Annotated in this window: 15 protein-coding genes and 3 tRNA genes; 7 read left to right on the forward strand and 11 right to left on the reverse strand. The window is 39.3% G+C overall.

Annotated elements, in window-relative coordinates; all coding sequences use genetic code 11:
• Positions 1 to 26 precede the first annotated feature (26 nt).
• Genes pspC through pspA form a run of 3 tightly spaced genes read right to left on the reverse strand, consistent with a single transcriptional unit; the run spans position 27 to position 1410 of the window.
• Positions 27 to 482: an envelope stress response membrane protein PspC gene (gene pspC / locus ACMUMK_RS10210; protein WP_414701016.1), complete on the reverse strand. Its 456-nt coding sequence runs from the start codon at positions 480 to 482 to the stop codon at positions 27 to 29.
• Entirely contained in the window at positions 479 to 715 is a 237-nt protein-coding gene (gene pspB, locus ACMUMK_RS10215) for an envelope stress response membrane protein PspB (RefSeq protein WP_414701017.1), read from the reverse strand. The genes pspC and pspB overlap by 4 nt, the downstream gene beginning before the upstream one ends.
• A gap of 17 nt (positions 716 to 732) precedes the next feature.
• On the reverse strand, positions 733 to 1410 hold the full coding sequence (gene pspA, locus ACMUMK_RS10220) for a phage shock protein PspA (protein ID WP_414701018.1): 678 nt from the start codon (positions 1408 to 1410) through the stop codon (positions 733 to 735).
• 209 nt (positions 1411 to 1619) lie between these two features.
• Here pspA and pspF point away from each other — a divergent pair, with 209 nt between their 5' ends.
• Genes pspF through ACMUMK_RS10250 form a run of 6 tightly spaced genes read left to right on the forward strand, consistent with a single transcriptional unit; the run spans position 1620 to position 8064 of the window.
• On the forward strand, positions 1620 to 2720 hold the full coding sequence (pspF, locus tag ACMUMK_RS10225; RefSeq protein WP_414701019.1) for a phage shock protein operon transcriptional activator: 1101 nt from the start codon (positions 1620 to 1622) through the stop codon (positions 2718 to 2720).
• A 21-nt stretch (positions 2721 to 2741) separates the two neighbouring features.
• Positions 2742 to 4367, forward strand: coding sequence for an ABC transporter substrate-binding protein (locus ACMUMK_RS10230; RefSeq protein WP_414701404.1), 1626 nt, complete (start codon positions 2742 to 2744; stop codon positions 4365 to 4367).
• Positions 4367 to 5404, forward strand: a complete 1038-nt coding sequence (locus ACMUMK_RS10235; protein WP_414701020.1) for an ABC transporter permease — start codon at positions 4367 to 4369, stop codon at positions 5402 to 5404. The genes ACMUMK_RS10230 and ACMUMK_RS10235 overlap by 1 nt, the downstream gene beginning before the upstream one ends.
• Positions 5391 to 6284 carry an ABC transporter permease subunit gene (locus ACMUMK_RS10240; RefSeq protein WP_414701021.1) on the forward strand — a complete coding sequence of 298 codons (894 nt, stop codon included), beginning with the start codon at positions 5391 to 5393 and terminating at the stop codon, positions 6282 to 6284. Before ACMUMK_RS10235 ends, ACMUMK_RS10240 begins: the two co-directional genes overlap by 14 nt.
• The gene (locus ACMUMK_RS10245; RefSeq protein WP_414701022.1) at positions 6284 to 7279 is read left to right on the forward strand and encodes an oligopeptide/dipeptide ABC transporter ATP-binding protein; all 996 of its coding nucleotides are present in this window, start codon (positions 6284 to 6286) and stop codon (positions 7277 to 7279) included. Before ACMUMK_RS10240 ends, ACMUMK_RS10245 begins: the two co-directional genes overlap by 1 nt.
• Positions 7279 to 8064, forward strand: a complete 786-nt coding sequence (locus tag ACMUMK_RS10250; protein WP_414701023.1) for an ATP-binding cassette domain-containing protein — start codon at positions 7279 to 7281, stop codon at positions 8062 to 8064. Before ACMUMK_RS10245 ends, ACMUMK_RS10250 begins: the two co-directional genes overlap by 1 nt.
• Before the next feature lie 50 nt (positions 8065 to 8114).
• Here ACMUMK_RS10250 and ACMUMK_RS10255 read toward each other — a convergent pair whose 3' ends face one another.
• The 8 genes from ACMUMK_RS10255 to alaS all read right to left on the reverse strand — a co-directional run bounded on the left by ACMUMK_RS10255 (position 8115) and on the right by alaS (position 15136).
• Complete coding sequence (locus tag ACMUMK_RS10255) at positions 8115 to 9245, reverse strand: sodium ion-translocating decarboxylase subunit beta (protein ID WP_414701024.1); 1131 nt, start codon at positions 9243 to 9245, stop codon at positions 8115 to 8117.
• Positions 9246 to 9257: 12 nt separating this feature from the next.
• Entirely contained in the window at positions 9258 to 11039 is a 1782-nt protein-coding gene (oadA, locus tag ACMUMK_RS10260) for a sodium-extruding oxaloacetate decarboxylase subunit alpha (protein ID WP_414701025.1), read from the reverse strand.
• A 23-nt stretch (positions 11040 to 11062) separates the two neighbouring features.
• Complete coding sequence (locus ACMUMK_RS10265) at positions 11063 to 11329, reverse strand: OadG family protein (RefSeq protein ID WP_414701026.1); 267 nt, start codon at positions 11327 to 11329, stop codon at positions 11063 to 11065.
• Between the two features lie 191 nt (positions 11330 to 11520).
• Positions 11521 to 11597 (reverse strand) — tRNA-Arg (locus ACMUMK_RS10270).
• 88 nt (positions 11598 to 11685) lie between these two features.
• Positions 11686 to 11762 (reverse strand) — tRNA-Arg (locus tag ACMUMK_RS10275).
• A gap of 21 nt (positions 11763 to 11783) precedes the next feature.
• Positions 11784 to 11873: transfer RNA gene (locus tag ACMUMK_RS10280), tRNA-Ser, on the reverse strand.
• A gap of 310 nt (positions 11874 to 12183) precedes the next feature.
• Positions 12184 to 12399, reverse strand: a complete 216-nt coding sequence (gene csrA / locus ACMUMK_RS10285) for a carbon storage regulator CsrA (RefSeq protein WP_414701027.1) — start codon at positions 12397 to 12399, stop codon at positions 12184 to 12186.
• A 139-nt stretch (positions 12400 to 12538) separates the two neighbouring features.
• On the reverse strand, positions 12539 to 15136 hold the full coding sequence (gene alaS, locus ACMUMK_RS10290) for an alanine--tRNA ligase (RefSeq protein ID WP_414701028.1): 2598 nt from the start codon (positions 15134 to 15136) through the stop codon (positions 12539 to 12541).
• 648 nt (positions 15137 to 15784) lie between these two features.
• On the opposite strand from alaS, the gene ACMUMK_RS10295 reads away from it, so the two are divergent.
• A complete protein-coding gene (locus tag ACMUMK_RS10295; RefSeq protein ID WP_414701029.1) occupies positions 15785 to 16924 on the forward strand; it encodes a GNAT family N-acetyltransferase in 1140 nt (379 codons plus the stop codon).
• Positions 16925 to 16931: the final 7 nt, after the last annotated feature.

Genomic DNA, 16931 nt, shown 5'->3' on the forward strand with positions numbered 1-16931 from the left:
CCGTTCATGCTGTATTATCCATAAAGCTAAAGGTTATTTATCTCTCTATTTAATTGAAACTCTGAAGACGTCACGTAGGTTTCGACTTTTCTCAGCCTTTCTTCGTTATTTTCAAACTGCTGCTTGATATCGAAAAAAGCTTTTTTAGGCGGCTCACCAGCTTGCCAAATCTTAGACTTAACAACCACTTTTTCTGCCTCTTCCGTATTGGTGTTATGCCAGCCTTTTCCTGAAGATGTGCTTTGTCCATGACCAGAAAACGTCTGCTGAGCAGCTTTAGCCGTAGTAGGCTTTTTCTCTAAGATAAACCATGCAGCTACGTACCCTACAAATATAAGGGTACCAGCTGATAATAGGCAGGCTGCAACCAACAGTATCCTGACTAACCAAAGCTCGATACCAAAGTACTCAGAAATACCAGCGCATACACCTGCTATCCTGCCCCGACTTGGGTCTCTATACAATGTTGGTCGATTGCTCATACTTTATTTCTCCACTGAGGGGACTCGGCATCTAAAATCGACTCTAATGTGTGGATCCTGTCTGCCATTTTATCAGCCCTATCAGCCAACTCCTGTAAAGTCCCATATTCCTCTTCAGATAGCCCTTGGTTAATTTGCTTCTTACTTCTGTAATGTAAAATAAGCCAGATAGGTGCAACGAATATCATAAATAAAATGATTGGTGTGACTATTATCCCAATAACTCCTTCCACAATAACTCCCCTATATCTTATTTATTCTCATCTGAAGATTTGCTTTTTAATGATTTTTTCATTGCAGCCAATTCATTATCTATCTCATCATCAGACTCTAACTCTGCAAATTCATCCGCTAAGGTTTTCTTACCTAAATCATATGCATCAACCTGAGACTCTAAGTCATCAATCTTACGCTCGTATTGTTCAAAGCGTCCCATCGCGGCATCTACTTTTCCGCTGTCGAGACTTTTCTTAACTTCAAGTCTTGAACTAACGGTTTTTTGACGAAGAATAATAGCTTTTTGACGCGCCTTAGCGTCAGCTAATTTATCTTGAAGTTGCCCAACTTCACTTTGAAGCTTTGTGATTTGTTCATCTACAACACCCAATTCTGATGTCCAAATACGAGCTTGTTCATCACACTTTTTCTTTTCCTGTAACGCTGCTCTCGCTAGATCTTCACGATCTTTACTAATAGCTAACTCTGCTTTGGCCTTCCAGTCTTTTGACTCTAATTCAATCTTGTTAATTGACGCAGAAATTTCCTTTTTACTTGCAATTGTTTTAGCAGATGCAGAACGCACTTCTACTAAGGTGTCTTCCATTTCTTGTATGATTAAACGCACCATTTTCTCTGGATCTTCGGCCTTATCTAAAATGGCATTAATATTTGAGTTCACTATATCTGTGAAACGCGAGAAGATACCCATGTCTAATTCCTCTTTTCTTTACTGTTAGTTACATGGCTTAAGTTAGCCTGATTACAGGTGTTATCTATACAATTAATGGGCCAATCTAGTTGATTAGGGTAACCCTATGATTTTAAAAGATAAATATTTTAAAGTATTAGTACTGGGATATATTGCAATAAGCAAGTACACTACTACTTAGCCTTTTAGACCATTTTTTAAGGATATTGATGAGCCGTTTTCGCCAACAAGATAACCTACTCGGACAATCTAATAACTTTTTAGAAGTATTAGAGCAAATATCGCAGATTGCACCGTTAAATAAACCGGTATTAATTATCGGGGAGCGTGGTACAGGTAAAGAGCTCGTTGCTGCTCGTCTTCATTTTTTATCAAAACGCTGGGAGCAAACCTACCTAAAACTAAATTGCGCTGCACTTAATGAAAGCTTGTTAGAAAGCGAACTATTTGGTTATGAAGCAGGTGCTTTTACTGGGGCGGCTAAACGAAGAGAAGGTAGATTCGAGACAGCTCACAATGGGACTCTATTTTTAGATGAATTGGCGAATACATCTGGAATGATCCAAGAAAAGTTACTCAGAGTAATTGAATATGGCGAGTTTGAAAGAGTTGGGGGCTCACGGAGTGTGAAGGTTGACGTAAGGCTTATAGCGGCAACTAATGAAGACTTACCAGCACTGGCAGAGTCTGGAGAGTTTAGAGCTGACCTATTAGACAGGTTGGCTTTTGATGTTATTACACTTCCTCCACTTAGAGAGCGTAAAGAAGATATTATGATGCTAGCCGAAAATTTTGCTATCAATATGGCAAGAGAGCTTGAAATGGAATTATTCAGTGGCTTTACTGAAAAAGCGAAACGCACACTTCTTGATTATCATTGGCCTGGCAATATCAGAGAATTAAAAAACGTTGTTGAAAGAGCAGTTTATCGCAGCAACAACCCTAACATCCCCGTACATCAGATAGTGTTAGACCCTTTTGAGTCTCAGTACCGCCCCACTAAAAGAATCAAAACTAGCGACAGAGTGACCCAGCCCACGATTAATACAACCCCAGCTCCAGAAACCACAGAAAAAGTAGAAAAAGAAGAGATACTTTCTCCTTCCCAAGAAACAGCGGAGATTGAGTTTCCCGTTGTGTTAAAAGAGCTTTCCCAAAATTTTGAGATTAACTTAATCAATCAAGCCTTAATTGATAGTCAGTTTAATCAAAAGAAAACAGCCGAAAAGTTAGGGTTAACCTACCACCAATTAAGAGGCTATCTAAAAAAATATAATTTATTAGATCAATCTAATGAGGACATGGATTAAGCTACTACCGTGAATATTAAAATGAAACGCCTTAGATACAGTTCAATCAATTCAATATTGATGATTTTTATTGGTGTGATTTTGTGCGCTTGTGATGCTTTAATTACTTCAAAAGTTGATGCCGATGGTATTGTGTATTGCTCAGAAGGCAGCCCAGCTGGCTTCAATCCTCAGTTAGATACTTTTGGGACTACAGTTGATGCGTCTTCCCACCAATTGTATGACAGACTAATTGACTTTGATCAAACCACTGGCGAAATAGTTCCTGCCCTTGCAACAAGCTGGCTAATTAGTCCAGATGGAAAAACTTATACTTTTCAACTTCGCAAAAAAGTCGCATTCCACCAAATTGAATCATTTACACCTTCCCGATATTTTAATGCTGATGATGTCCTGTTTAGCATTAATAGATGGAGGTTAAAGTCACACCCTTACCATCAAGTTTCCGGCGGAAGATACCCATACACAGACAGCCTAAATCTGAATAAACTAATTAAAAGTGTTAAACGTTTAAACGGTTACAGGGTAGAAATCACCCTTCAGAAGCGTGAAAGCTCCTTTCTTGCAAACCTCGCGACTGATTTCGCAATTATCTTATCTGCAGAATATGCAAACACCCTAACATCTCGGAACCAACAACAACTTATTGATACTAAACCGGTTGGTACTGGGCCTTACAAGCTGAGTGAGTTCAGACAAGACCAATATATAAGATATGTAAAACATCCTGAGTACTGGCGTACTGACAAACTGACAGACAAACTCATATTTGATATCACCCCATCTAGCTCACTTCGTTTAGCTAAATTGATTACTGGAGAGTGTGACGCGATTGCACTTCCAGCCCACAGTGAACTTGAAGTTGTTAAGCAACAAGATAATTTAGTGTTAGATGAAGAGCCAGGACAGAACATTGGATTTTGGGCTTTCAATACCACTAAACCGCCATTTAATAATCCAGAAGTACGCCGAGCTTTATCTATGGCAATTGATAGAAACGCTTTGTTAGAAGCTATTTACTTTGATAGTGCGATTGCCGCCAAAAACATTGTTCCACCTACATCTTGGGCTTTTCAGGCTGATGTAAGAAAAGTAAATTTCAACCCAATTACAGCCAAAAAAATATTACGAGACAATGGTATTGAAGACGGTTTTAGTATGACAATATGGGCTATGCCAGTAAAGCGCTCTTATAATCCTAATGCCATGAAAATGGCAGAACTAATAAAAGGCTACCTACAGGAAGTCGGTGTTCAAGTGAATATAGTTAGTTACAAGTGGTCGATATTTAGAGAAAAACTAACCCAAGGTCTTCATGACTCAGTTTTAATCGGGTGGTCAGCTGATAACGGTGACCCTGACAACTTTTATCGCCCCTTATTATCATGCGCAGCTATTGAGTCTGGAACGAACAGAGCAATGTGGTGTTCAAAAGAGTACGACCAGCTTATCAACGAAGCATTAGATTATTCAGACATTGAAGAGCGTGCTTATTTTTATGGTCAAGCTAACGAGTTACTTGCCGAACAACTACCACTACTCCCCATAGCACATGCATCTAGATACCAAGCTCATAGAAAAGAACTAAAAGGATTAGTTATCAACCCTTATGGTGGAATAAGGTTTGCTGGAGTAACTAAGAACTAATGTTAAATATTCTATTGCGTTACGCCAATTTGATTATTATTACTTTGTTTATTCTAAGCCTACTGTCCTTCGCTCTTGCGTATCTTTTCCCTGGAAATCCGATAGAAATATTAACAGGGTTAAAGCTAGAAGAATTACAAAAGCTGCAAAATCAAAGTGTTAACATTGCTTACAAACCTGAAGGAAGTGTGCTTTCACAGTATGGCCACTATATGTCAGAACTGTTCTCTGGAAATTGGGGAGTCAGTTTCAATTCAGGACAACCATTATACGAAGAAATCATGTTATCTTTACCGGCTAGCCTCGAGCTAAGTGCCTATGCTCTCACTATTTCCTTAATATTAGGACTACCTTTAGGATTTTTAGCCGCCTTAAGACACCATAAAGTTTCAGATTACGCTTTGCTGTCCGTTAGCGTTGTTGGCTATTCAATACCAGTATTTTGGTTAGCGCTTATTTTGATTTTAGTCTTTTCTCTGCATTTTGGTTGGTTACCTTTATCTGGGCGCCTTAGCCTAGTATATGAAGTACCTAACAATACAGGGTTTATATTGTTGGACATATTAATGGCCGACATAGAAAATAAACCTGCTGTTTTATTAGATGCCGTGAGGCATTTAATCTTACCAACCTTGTCCATAGCTGTAGTTACAACAACGTTAATACTAAGAATAACAAGGCGATCTGTAATAGAAACACTCAACAGCGAATTTATACAAGCTGCATACGCAAGAGGCCTAACAACTCGACAAGTATTATTACGTCACGGGATTCGCAATGCATTAATACCAATTTTACCTTTGCTAGCGATGCAATTTCCCACTCTACTTACTAACGCTATGATAGTGGAAACAATTTTTTCTTGGCCAGGTATAGGCAACTGGTTAATTCAGGCTATATATCAACAAGATTACTCTGCTATCCGAGCTGGAATGTTGGCTGTTTCGGTGTTCGTTGTAATATTCACTATGTCGATTGACATGTTTCTGCGGTTAACAGATCCCAAGCGCAAGAAGGTAGAACGTGGCACGATTTAATTTATACCAAGAGGAGCATCATCCTTCTCCCCTTCAATATACATGGTTAGAATTTCAGAAGAATCATATAGCTATGGCAGGGCTAGTATGTTTAGTTTTATTTATTATAATCACAATTCTATGCCCAATTCTGGCCCCATTTGATCCTACCTTACAAAAAACTGGCAACATACTCGTGCCTCCATCTTGGGATGCAAACGGTGGTATAACGCATATATTTGGAACAGATAGCCTAGGAAGAGATATCTTATCAAGGGTTTTGTATGGATGTAGAATGACCTTTGGTATCAGTATTCTACTGGTAGTATTTGCACTTTTAGTCGGTGTGGGTTTAGGGGCCCTGGCGGGAATGAGTAGAGGTTTTCGCTCTAGTTTTTTAAATCATACTTTAGACTCTATTCAAGCCATTCCGACAATATTAATTGCGATCATCATAATAGCAATATTAGGCACCGGACTAGTCAATAGTATGTGGGCAATTGTTTTAGCTTTAATTCCACAATTTGTTCATCAAACACGAGACTTTGTTCGAACTGAGCTAGCTAAAGAGTATGTAATGGCAGCGAGGTTAGATGGCGCAAGCAAAGTGCAGTTATTTGTTCGCTCAATTTTACCCAATATGGGTGAAACATTAGTTATGCAAGCAACATTAGCCTTATCCATATCCATATTAGATATCAGTGCTCTAGGCTTTCTTAATTTAGGTGCCCAAGCGCCTTCTTCAGAACTTGGGGCTCTATTATCTCAAGGTATAGAGGTTGCTTATATTGCTCCTTGGAATATCGCACTACCTGGCGGCGCATTGTTTATCATGGTGGTATCTGTAAATATTGTAGGTGATGGCTTACGCTCTGCCTTGAAAAACAGGTTGCTACACTAATGATATTATTAGACGTTAAGAATTTAACCTTGGAAATGGACATTTCTGGTGTCTGGATAAAAGCCCTTGATAAGATCAATTTAGTCATCAATGAAGGTCAAATTCATGCCCTTGTCGGTGAATCAGGCTCAGGAAAAAGTATAATAGTAAAAGCCATAGTCGGTGCGTTACCTAGCCACTGGAGGATCACCGCCGACAGAATGACATGGCGAGGACAAAACCTACTTACCATGTCTTTGAAAAAGCGTCGGAAACTTATTCGAAACGACATATCAGTAATATTCCAAAACCCAATAAACTCACTTGATCCCCTTCTAACTCTGGGTGACCAACTAAAAGAAATGATCCCAAAAACAAACTTAACTAAGCGCTGGTTTTGGCAAAGAAACGCACAAAGACAAGAAATTGCTATAAGTCTATTACACAAGGTGGGGATAAAAAATCACGAGTTATGCTTAAAGAGTTACCCCCATCAAATAGGTAGTAATGTCATTCAAAAGTTTATGATAGCTATGGCTGTAGCATCTGAGCCTAAGTTGATCATTGCCGACAATCCTACTAAAGGAATGGAAGTCACGACTAAAACGCAGATATTAAACTTACTCAGTAGAGTAAATCAGGTTCGTGACTTGAGTATCTTATTTGTAAGCCACGACCTGCTTGCCATATCCAGTATGGCTTCGTATATGACCGTTTTATACTGTGGGCAAACTGTAGAAAGTGGTGATTTACGACAATTGAGAAAGCGAGCTTTTCACCCCTACACTAAAGCATTACTTGATAGCGCACCTAGCTTTAGGAAAGACTTACCAGCCAAATCAACACTCACGTCTTTACCGGGTACAATCCCTACCCTACATCACTTACCCACTGGATGCAGGTTAGGACCAAGATGCCCAAGAGCAAGAAGAGAGTGTGTTGTTATGCCTATATCTAGAAAGGTACATAACCATTACTATAGCTGCCATTTTCCTATCCACAGGGAAGTAAAATAATGGAGTTATTTAAAGTTGAAAAATTATTTTACGATGATAAAAAGCAAAGTTTTTGGTCTAACACACCTGCAACCTTTGAATTAGGACCCGTTAGTTTTAACCTAAAAGCGGGCGAAACATTAGCAATAATTGGTGAGAATAGTTCTGGTAAATCTCTACTTGCAAAATTATTAGTTGGGTTAGAAAAGCCTAAAAGCGGCAAAATCCTGATGAATGGCGCAGAGGTACACCAAACAGAGCTAACAAGTAATTGTCACGACATCCGGATGATTTTTCAAAATAGTAATGAGTCTCTAAACCCGGGATTAACCTTAGGGGCAATACTAGAAGAGCCACTGCGCTTAAATACCAACTTAGACAGCCAAGAGCGTAACAAACTTATTGTAAAAACGCTGAGGCAAGTTGGCTTGATGTCAGATCATCAGTTTTTTTATAGACATATGCTCTCAGATGGACAACGTCAGCGTGTTGCCCTAGCAAGAGCATTAATTCTAAAGCCTAAGGTTATAGTGGCTGATGAGCCTTTCGCTGCGCTGGATCCTTCTGTGCGCTCCCAAGCAGTAAACCTATTAATGCAATTACAAAAAGATTTAGGTATTGGATTTATTTTTATATCCCATAATTTAGGCATAGTAAGGCATGTTTCCGATAAAGTCATAGTCATGCAAAACGGTAAAGTGATTGAGTCTGGAAAAACAGAAGTAATTTTTACTTGGCCAAAAGCAGATTATACAAAGAAGCTAGTTGATTCACACCAAGCATTGGTCAACAGGCAAGCTCAATAAAACTACTCATTTACTAGCTGGATTTAAATCCAGCTAGTAAATGAAATTCATTACCCCACCAAAGATAGTAAAATACCCGCCGCCACAGCTGAACCTAAAACACCCGCAACATTAGGGCCCATAGCATGCATAAGTAAGAAGTTATGATGGTTAGCTTCAAGCCCTACCTTATTAACGACTCTAGCAGCCATAGGGACAGCCGAAACACCCGCAGCACCAAGCAAAGGATTAATCTTTGACTTACTAAACTTACTCATGACTTTTGCCATCAAAATACCAGCAGCGGTTCCAATAGAAAACGCAATTGCTCCTAGCCCTAAAATTCCTAATGTTTCTACAGTTAAAAATTTATCGGCGGACAGTTTAGAGCCAACGGCTAACCCCAAGAAAATGGTAACAACATTGATTAATTCATTTTGAGCACTATTGCTAAGCCTATCGACCACGCCAGACTCTTTCATCAAGTTACCTAAACAAAACATTCCAACCAAAGGCGTTGCAGTAGGCAAAAATAGTATTGTCAGCAGTAAAACAGCTAAGGGGAAGATTATTTTTTCTCTTCTAGATACGACTCTCAGTTGTGGCATCTCGATTTTTCGTTCAGCTTCTGTTGTAAACAAGCGCATGATAGGTGGCTGAATCAACGGAACTAAGGCCATATAAGAATAAGCAGCAACCGCAATAGCACCTAGAAGATCAGGAGCCAATTTTGAGGCTAAAAATATAGCAGTGGGGCCATCGGCCCCGCCGATAATAGCAATAGCCGCAGCATCTTTGAGAGTAAACTCAAATCCTGGTACTAGGTTAAGTGCAATTGCTCCAAACAAGGTTGCAAAGATTCCTGCTTGAGCAGCAGCACCAAGTAACAGCATTCTTGGGTTAGCAATCAAAGCACTGAAATCAGTCATAGCGCCAACCCCCATAAAAATTAACAACGGAAAAACGCCGCTATCAATTCCTACATGATAAACATAATATAACAACCCACCTGCTTCGCTGAATCCTGCAAGAGGTATATTAGTTAGGATAGCGCCAAACCCAATCGGTAATAGTAAAAGCGGCTCAAACTTTTTAACAATAGCCAGGTACAATAATAATGTACCAACACTCATCATTATCACCTGCCCTAACTCAAAATGAGCTAGCGCTGTGCTTTGCCATAATATTTCTAACTTTTCCATTAGGTATGCACCTTAGCCTATAGTGAACAAAGGTTGTCCAGCTTGCACTGCATCCCCTTCTTTAACTGAGATATTAGACACAGTGCCCGTTGCAGGAGCGCGAACTTCGGTTTCCATTTTCATGGCCTCCATTACAACAACAACGTCACCAGAATTCACAATGCTCCCTTCGCTTACCAATACCTTGAAGATATTACCTGCTAGAGGAGAGTTTAATGATTCACCAGAGGTAACAGCTGGCGCCGGTGAGCTCGTCGCAACTTGGGGTTGAACAGCTGTCAATGTGCCACTAGGAGCAACCTCAACCGAGAACACTTGGCCATCAACTCTTACCGAATATGCCGAAGGTTTTGCTTCATCAGATGCTGCAGTTGCAGCTGTTGGCTCACTAACCGAAACTGCGTCCATATCTGGTGCCGGTTCAAAAGCATCAGGGTTATTTCTATTTTTAAGAAATTTTAACCCTATTTGAGGGAATAAAGCATAAGTTAAGACATCATCAACTAGCTCTTCAGCGGTTTCAAACGACTCTTTTTGCGATAGCTCTGTTAGTTCAGTTGTCAATGACTCTAGCTCATCTGCAATTAAATCAGCAGGACGACAAGTAATAGCTTCAGCTCCATCGATCACTCGTTTTTGTAATTCAGCATTTACTGGCGCAGCAGTTGCCCCATATTCACCTTTTAAAACACCTGCAGTTTCTTTACTGATACTCTTGTAACGCTCGCCAGTTAATACATTGATTACTGATTGAGTCCCAACAATTTGTGACGTAGGCGTAACTAAAGGAATAAAACCAAGGTCTTCTCTAACCTTTGGAATTTCAGTTAACACTTCATCCATTTTATCTTCAGCGCCTTGTTCTTTTAGCTGGCTTTCCATATTAGTTAACATTCCACCAGGAACTTGAGCAATCAAGATACGTGCATCAACACCTTTCAAACTACCTTCGAACTTCGCATACTTTTTACGTACATCTCTAAAATAAGCTGCGATATCCGTAAAGGCATTCAAATCTAACCCGGTATCACGTTCTGTACCTTCAACAATTGAAACGATTGTTTCCGTAGCCGAATGTCCGTAAGTCATACTCATTGATGAAATAGAGGTATCTAAAATATCTATGCCAGAGTCTATTGCTTTTTGAGCTGTTGCAATGCTCAAGCCAGTTGTCGCATGACAATGTAAGGCGATAGGAACCTCAATCGTTTCTTTTAGCTTAGATACCAACTCTTCACATTCATAGGGCTTAAGCAATCCAGCCATATCCTTAATACAAATTGAATGAACACCCATGTCTTGCAACTCATTGGCCATGTCTAACCATGTTTGTAAGGTGTGTACAGGAGATACCGTATACGACATAGTCCCCTGGGCATGTGCTCCTTGCTTAATCGCTGCTTTTACCGCTGTGTCTAAATTACGGATATCATTCATAGCATCAAAAATTCTGAACACATCAACACCATTGGAGTGTGCTCTTTCAACAAATTTTTCTACTACATCATCTGCATAGTGGCGGTAGCCCAATAGGTTTTGACCACGAAGTAACATTTGTTGCTTGGTCTTAGGCATTGCTTTTTTGAGTTGGCGAATTCGCTCCCAAGGATCTTCACCAAGATAGCGAATACAAGAATCAAAGGTCGCACCACCCCAAGTTTCCAGTGACCAATATCCTATTTCATCTAACTTGCTAGCTATCGGCAACATATCTTCTAGGCGCATTCGAGTTGCTAACAAAGACTGATGAGCATCACGAAGAACAACGTCAGTAATCGCTAATGGTTTATTCATGGGATCTATCCTTAAATTTAATACTAATTCTGTTGTCTATGTTGCTTAACAGCAGCGCCAATTGCGGCGACTATTTTAGGAGATACGCCTGATTCAACAGGCGTAGCCGGTGTGCTAGTTTGAAAAGGCTTGGTCTGCACATCCAATGAGGGATCTGGGATTAACTTGTTTAACCAAGAAATGAAATTAATGGCCCCGATTAACATAGTCAAAAATAAAAATACAACTACCATTCCAACTAATAATAAGTTTGCGGCTTCCAAAAGTGCATCAGCGACTTCTAATTGCATAACAATAACATCCCAAGATGAATGATTTAGTGATTTGATGGTTACATGCAAGCTGAAAAAAAACAACAAATAGGCAATAGGAAAAGTGCATAATGAATAAGAAAATATTCATTTTTAACTTATATTTATCCATTAAACAGAAATTTAAGTCAAAAAAAAACCTACAGTCAACACTGTAGGTTTCTTTAGTATGGCGCGTGTGGAAGGATTCGAACCTCCGACCGCCTGGTTCGTAGCCAGGTACTCTATCCAGCTGAGCTACACACGCGTATAAAAAACATGGAACGAATAAACTAAGATTAAATAATACTAATATTTTAACCTATATAAAGACTTAAATCTCTATATTAATAATATGGCGCGTGTGGAAGGATTCGAACCTCCGACCGCCTGGTTCGTAGCCAGGTACTCTATCCAGCTGAGCTACACACGCGTAAAAATAAGACTACAAATATGGCGGAGAGGGAGGGATTCGAACCCTCGGTACGAATTAACGTACGGTTCCTTAGCAGGGAACTGGTTTCAGCCACTCACCCACCTCTCCGGAACAATTTATAAACACATTAAGAGAATAATTAATCCTAAGATAAATCCAATATTGATAAGGCCTTTGCCTTAAAAGTATTTGGTCGCCTCTCCTAAATGTGGAGCCGAAGTTTACCGAACCAATTACGTAAGTCAAACACTTTTTATAAACTTAATGACTACTTGCTGAGTTTTTAAACGCTTCCGAAACAACTGCTTAATATTTGAGTTATTTTAGGAAAATTTAAGCACTACAAATTTAAACTCTCGGCAAATTTTAAATATAAAAAAAGCTGGGTAATCCAGCTTTTTTTAACACCCAAACAAAATTAATCTTGTTCGTTTCCTGAGACCTCTCCATGGGCTGCAAGTTGAACGTTCTTTTCAGCTTGGATACGCATATAAATCTCTTCTCGATGCACAGATACTTCTTTAGGTGCATTAACCCCTATTCTTACCTGATTACCTTTAACTCCTAGTACAGTGACAGTTACATCATCACCGACCATTAGAGTTTCTCCTACACGACGAGTTAAAATAAGCATTCTATTGCTCCTTTTCCGTTAATATAAATATCAGTCCATTACTAAGTTAGTGATAATACCTAGATTCACTAGCTACCTACACAATCGGTTTTTCCCTATTTTTGTTGTCACTACAAAAAGCAACCGAAAAATTTTTTAATCAAAGTTTACTATCTAACCAAAGCTTAACAGAGCCTAGAGCAGCATTAAGGTTCTCAGGTTGACTTCCACCTGCTTGGGCCATATCAGGGCGCCCACCGCCTTTACCACCTACTTGCTGTGCCACGTAATTGACAAGTTCACCTGCTTTAACTTTAGAAACTAAGTCCTTGGTTACACCTGTAATCAGACTCACTTTACCTTCTTGAGCGATCCCCAGCACAACAATGACACTGCCGAGCTGATTCTTGAAATCATCGACCATAGTTCTTAGAACTTTAGGCTCAACATCTTTTAAGTTAGCTGATAAAACCTTTATACCTTTAACTTCGTATACTTGTGACAACAAATCCGCGCCGGCGTTCGATGCTAATTGTTGTTTCAATTTATCTAGCTCTTTTTCTGTCGCTTTACTCTGCTCTAATAGCTGTTGTATACGATTAGTAATAGCACTTGGTTCAGATTTAACCAAATTAGCAATATCTACTAATTGTTGACCTTGGCTTTGGGTTACCTCTAATGCACGCTCTGCTGTAACCGCTTCTATTCTTCGGACACCAGAAGCGATCCCACTTTCTGACACAATTTTAAACAAGCCAATATCACCGGTTTGATTTACATGAGTCCCGCCACAGAGCTCCATAGAAAATGCTCCCATAGAAACCACTCGAACATCTTCATCATACTTTTCGCCAAACAAAGCCATAGCACCAGCTGCTTTCGCATCATCCAAGTTCATTAACTTAGTCTCAAGGCTATGATTAGCTCTTATTTGCTCATTTACTAGTTTTTCTACCTGTTGCAATTCTTCATGGGTAACCGCTTCAAAATGTGAAAAATCAAAGCGTAACCTTTCAGCGGTCACCAATGATCCTTTTTGATTCACATGGGCGCCTAATACCCGTTTCAATGCTTCATGCATTAAATGCGTGGCACTGTGGTTTAGTTTGATTGCGTTTCGACTATCTAAGTCAAACTGGGCTTCTACCACCTCTCCAACATGTATAGAATTCTCGGCTATACCTTTATGAGCTATTGCGTTATTTAACTTGACCGTATCTTTAACAATAAAATTTCCTGAAGCCGTCTTAAGTACGCCAGAATCTCCAACTTGGCCTCCAGACTCTGCATAAAATGGTGTTTGATCCAAAATAACAACACCTTCGTCTCCAGGGTTCAATTGTTCAACTAATTGCCCCGATTTAAACAACTCTACGACATTGGCACTATTGCTAACTAAGTCATAGCCAGTAAATTCAGAAACAGTATCTGACTTAAGTTGCTCGTTATAGTCTGTGTCAAATTGACTCGCTTGCTGCGCTCGTTTACGTTGTTCAGCCATAGCAGCTTGAAAACCATCTTCATCAATTTTGAGATCTTTTTCGCGGGCAATATCATTGGTTAAATCTGCTGGAAAGCCATAAGTATCATAAAGCCTAAATACTAGCTCTCCCGGTACGGTATTTGACGTCAGCTCAGCCAAAGCTTCATTTAAAATACTTAAGCCCCTTTCTAACGTCCGAGAAAACTGCTCCTCTTCAGTTTTTAGGACCTTTTCAATTAATTCGCGATTGGCAGCAAGTTCAGGATATGCCTCTCCCATTTGAGCTTCTAACGCTTCAACTAAGCGGAAAAAGAATACCCCAGTGGCACCAAGTTTATTTCCGTGACGTACCGCTCTGCGAATTATACGTCTCAATACATAGCCACGGCCCTCATTTGAAGGAAGAACACCATCACAAATTAAAAAGCTACAAGAGCGAATATGGTCAGCTATAACACGAAGTGATTTATCATTCTTATCGGTTGCGCCAGTAACTTTTGCCGCTGCATCGATAAGGTTAACAAAAATATCAATTTCATAATTACTATGAACATTTTGCAGAATTGCAGAAATACGTTCTAATCCCATGCCTGTATCTATAGAAGGTTTTGGTAGGGGTAACATATCTCCATTACTTTGACGGTTATATTGCATGAAAACCAGGTTCCAAATTTCAATGAACCTATCTCCATCTTCTTCAGGCGAACCTGGAGGCCCACCCCAAATATGCTCACCGTGATCATAGAAAATCTCTGAGCATGGGCCACATGGGCCTGTATCACCCATTGACCAGAAGTTATCAGAAGTACTAATTCTAATAATTTTATCTTCCGGTATACCAACTGTATTAGCCCATATATCATAGGCTTCGTCATCTTCGTGATAGACGGTAACCAATAATTTTTCTTTTGGTAATCCAAGCTCTTCGGTCAAAAATGTCCACGCGAATTGAATAGCATCAGCTTTAAAGTAGTCACCAAAACTAAAATTCCCTAACATTTCAAAAAATGTATGGTGCCTGGCGGTATAGCCTACATTCTCAAGGTCATTATGTTTTCCTCCCGCTCGAACACAACGCTGTGATGAAACAGCTTTGTTGTAACTACGAGTTTCTGAACCAAGGAAAACATCTTTAAATTGATTCATGCCGGCGTTAGTAAACAAAAGTGTGGCATCATTGCCTGGAACCAAAGACGAGCTTGATACTTTTTGGTGACCTCGAGAGGCAAAAAAATCTAAAAATGCGTGCCTAATATCGGCAGTTGATCTATTCATTTACAATCCTGAATAACAAAAATTACTGGCTAATCAATTTAGCACCCCATAAAAGAAGCGCGTGGCCAGCAAAGATAACATGTTTCAGCTACCCTTGTTAACACCACTACAGCTCAAGTATCAAACAGAGTTTAAAAACGTTTGTTTTTTAGACAACTCTATTACATAACCTGACTGTTCTTGTGAAAAGGCCTGACAAAATAAAACTTTCTGCTGCTTTTGTCTCACTTTCCTATCTGCAGAGCAAACATTTGAATACTTGTTTTTAAAAATATTCAGGGCTATCTCAAACCAATCAATAGGCTTATCTCAGAAGCCTATTAATTGGTTCTAATAATATCTTGTGCTCATTTAGTTCATCTCCTATTAGGAAGTGGCCTATGCTATTTTTTGCCCTAATTCTCACTTTAATTTTGGCAAATCAGCTACCTCATTGATGGTGGTTTTCTCTAAATTTATCTATCTGTTCCCTAGCCAAAGATTTGCCATAATCTCTAAGCTGCATTATTTAACCTGCTCGTATTTACTATGTTCTCATCACGCCAATAACCGAGTTAACCTAAACTTAATGATTTTTGAGCCTTTCTCTGTCATATTTAGGTTAAAATACCACTCAAGAAGATTTGAACTTTGCCTTTCAACAACAATATGTTTACATTCAAATTTTTTACTTCTATTGAAAGTATTGGTCAGTCTACTTGGGATGCGTTTGCCGAAAAGCATAGTCCCTTTTGTCATTACAGCTTTTTACATAGCCTTGAAGCTACTGGCTGCACCGGAGGGAAAACTGGCTGGCACCCACAACATGTCGTAATTTATCAAAACTTACAGGCCGTTGGCATACTTCCTTTGTATAAGAAAACCCACAGCTATGGAGAATATGTATTCGACTTTGCTTGGGCTAACACCTACCGCGAGTACGGACTAAACTATTATCCTAAGTTAGTATCAGCCATTCCCTACACTCCTGTTACTGGAGCGCGGTTAATGACTTCTTCAGACATCGACGAATCAGCTTTGATAACAGCTTTATGCGATACACTTCAGCAACATCTTAAAAAATTATCTATCTCATCAATGCACTGGTTATTTGTAGATAAGTTAACCAGTGAATGCCTCGCTCAAAACAATCAACTACAGCGTTTATCCGTTCAATTTCAATGGTTTAATAAAGCGTATACATCGTTTGATAACTACTTAAGTCACTTTAATTCAAGAAAGCGTAAAAGTGTAAAAAAAGAACGCTTAAAGATTTCTGAGCAAGACGTTACCGTACAACGCAAGCATGGTAGTGAACTTACTGAACAGGATATGCAATTTTTTTATCACTGTTACAGGCAAACTTACTTAAAGCGCAGTGGTCATTCGGGCTATTTAACATCAGAGTTTTTTCAAGAAATTTTTTCTAAAATGCAAAATAATTTGATGCTAGTGATGGCCTACAGAGAACAGCAGCCTATAGCCAGTGCACTTTTCATATTTGACAATAATCAACTTTGTGGACGTTACTGGGGGGCATTAGAAGAAGTCTCAAGCTTACATTTTGAATGTTGTTATTACCAAGGAATAGAGTTTTGTATTGAGAAAGGTATCAAAGTCTTCAACCCAGGCACCCAAGGAGAACACAAAATTCTCAGAGGCTTTGAACCTATATATTGCTATTCTAATCACCATTTGGCAGAACTAGCCTTTCACGATGCTGTAGCTAAATTTATTGATACAGAATCAAAAGGCTTAGAACAATACAAAGCCCAAGCTGAACAACTATTACCTTTCAAAAAAGAGTAAAATAATT

This window comes from Paraglaciecola sp. 2405UD69-4 (genome assembly GCF_047525415.1).
GTDB lineage: Bacteria > Pseudomonadota > Gammaproteobacteria > Enterobacterales > Alteromonadaceae > Paraglaciecola.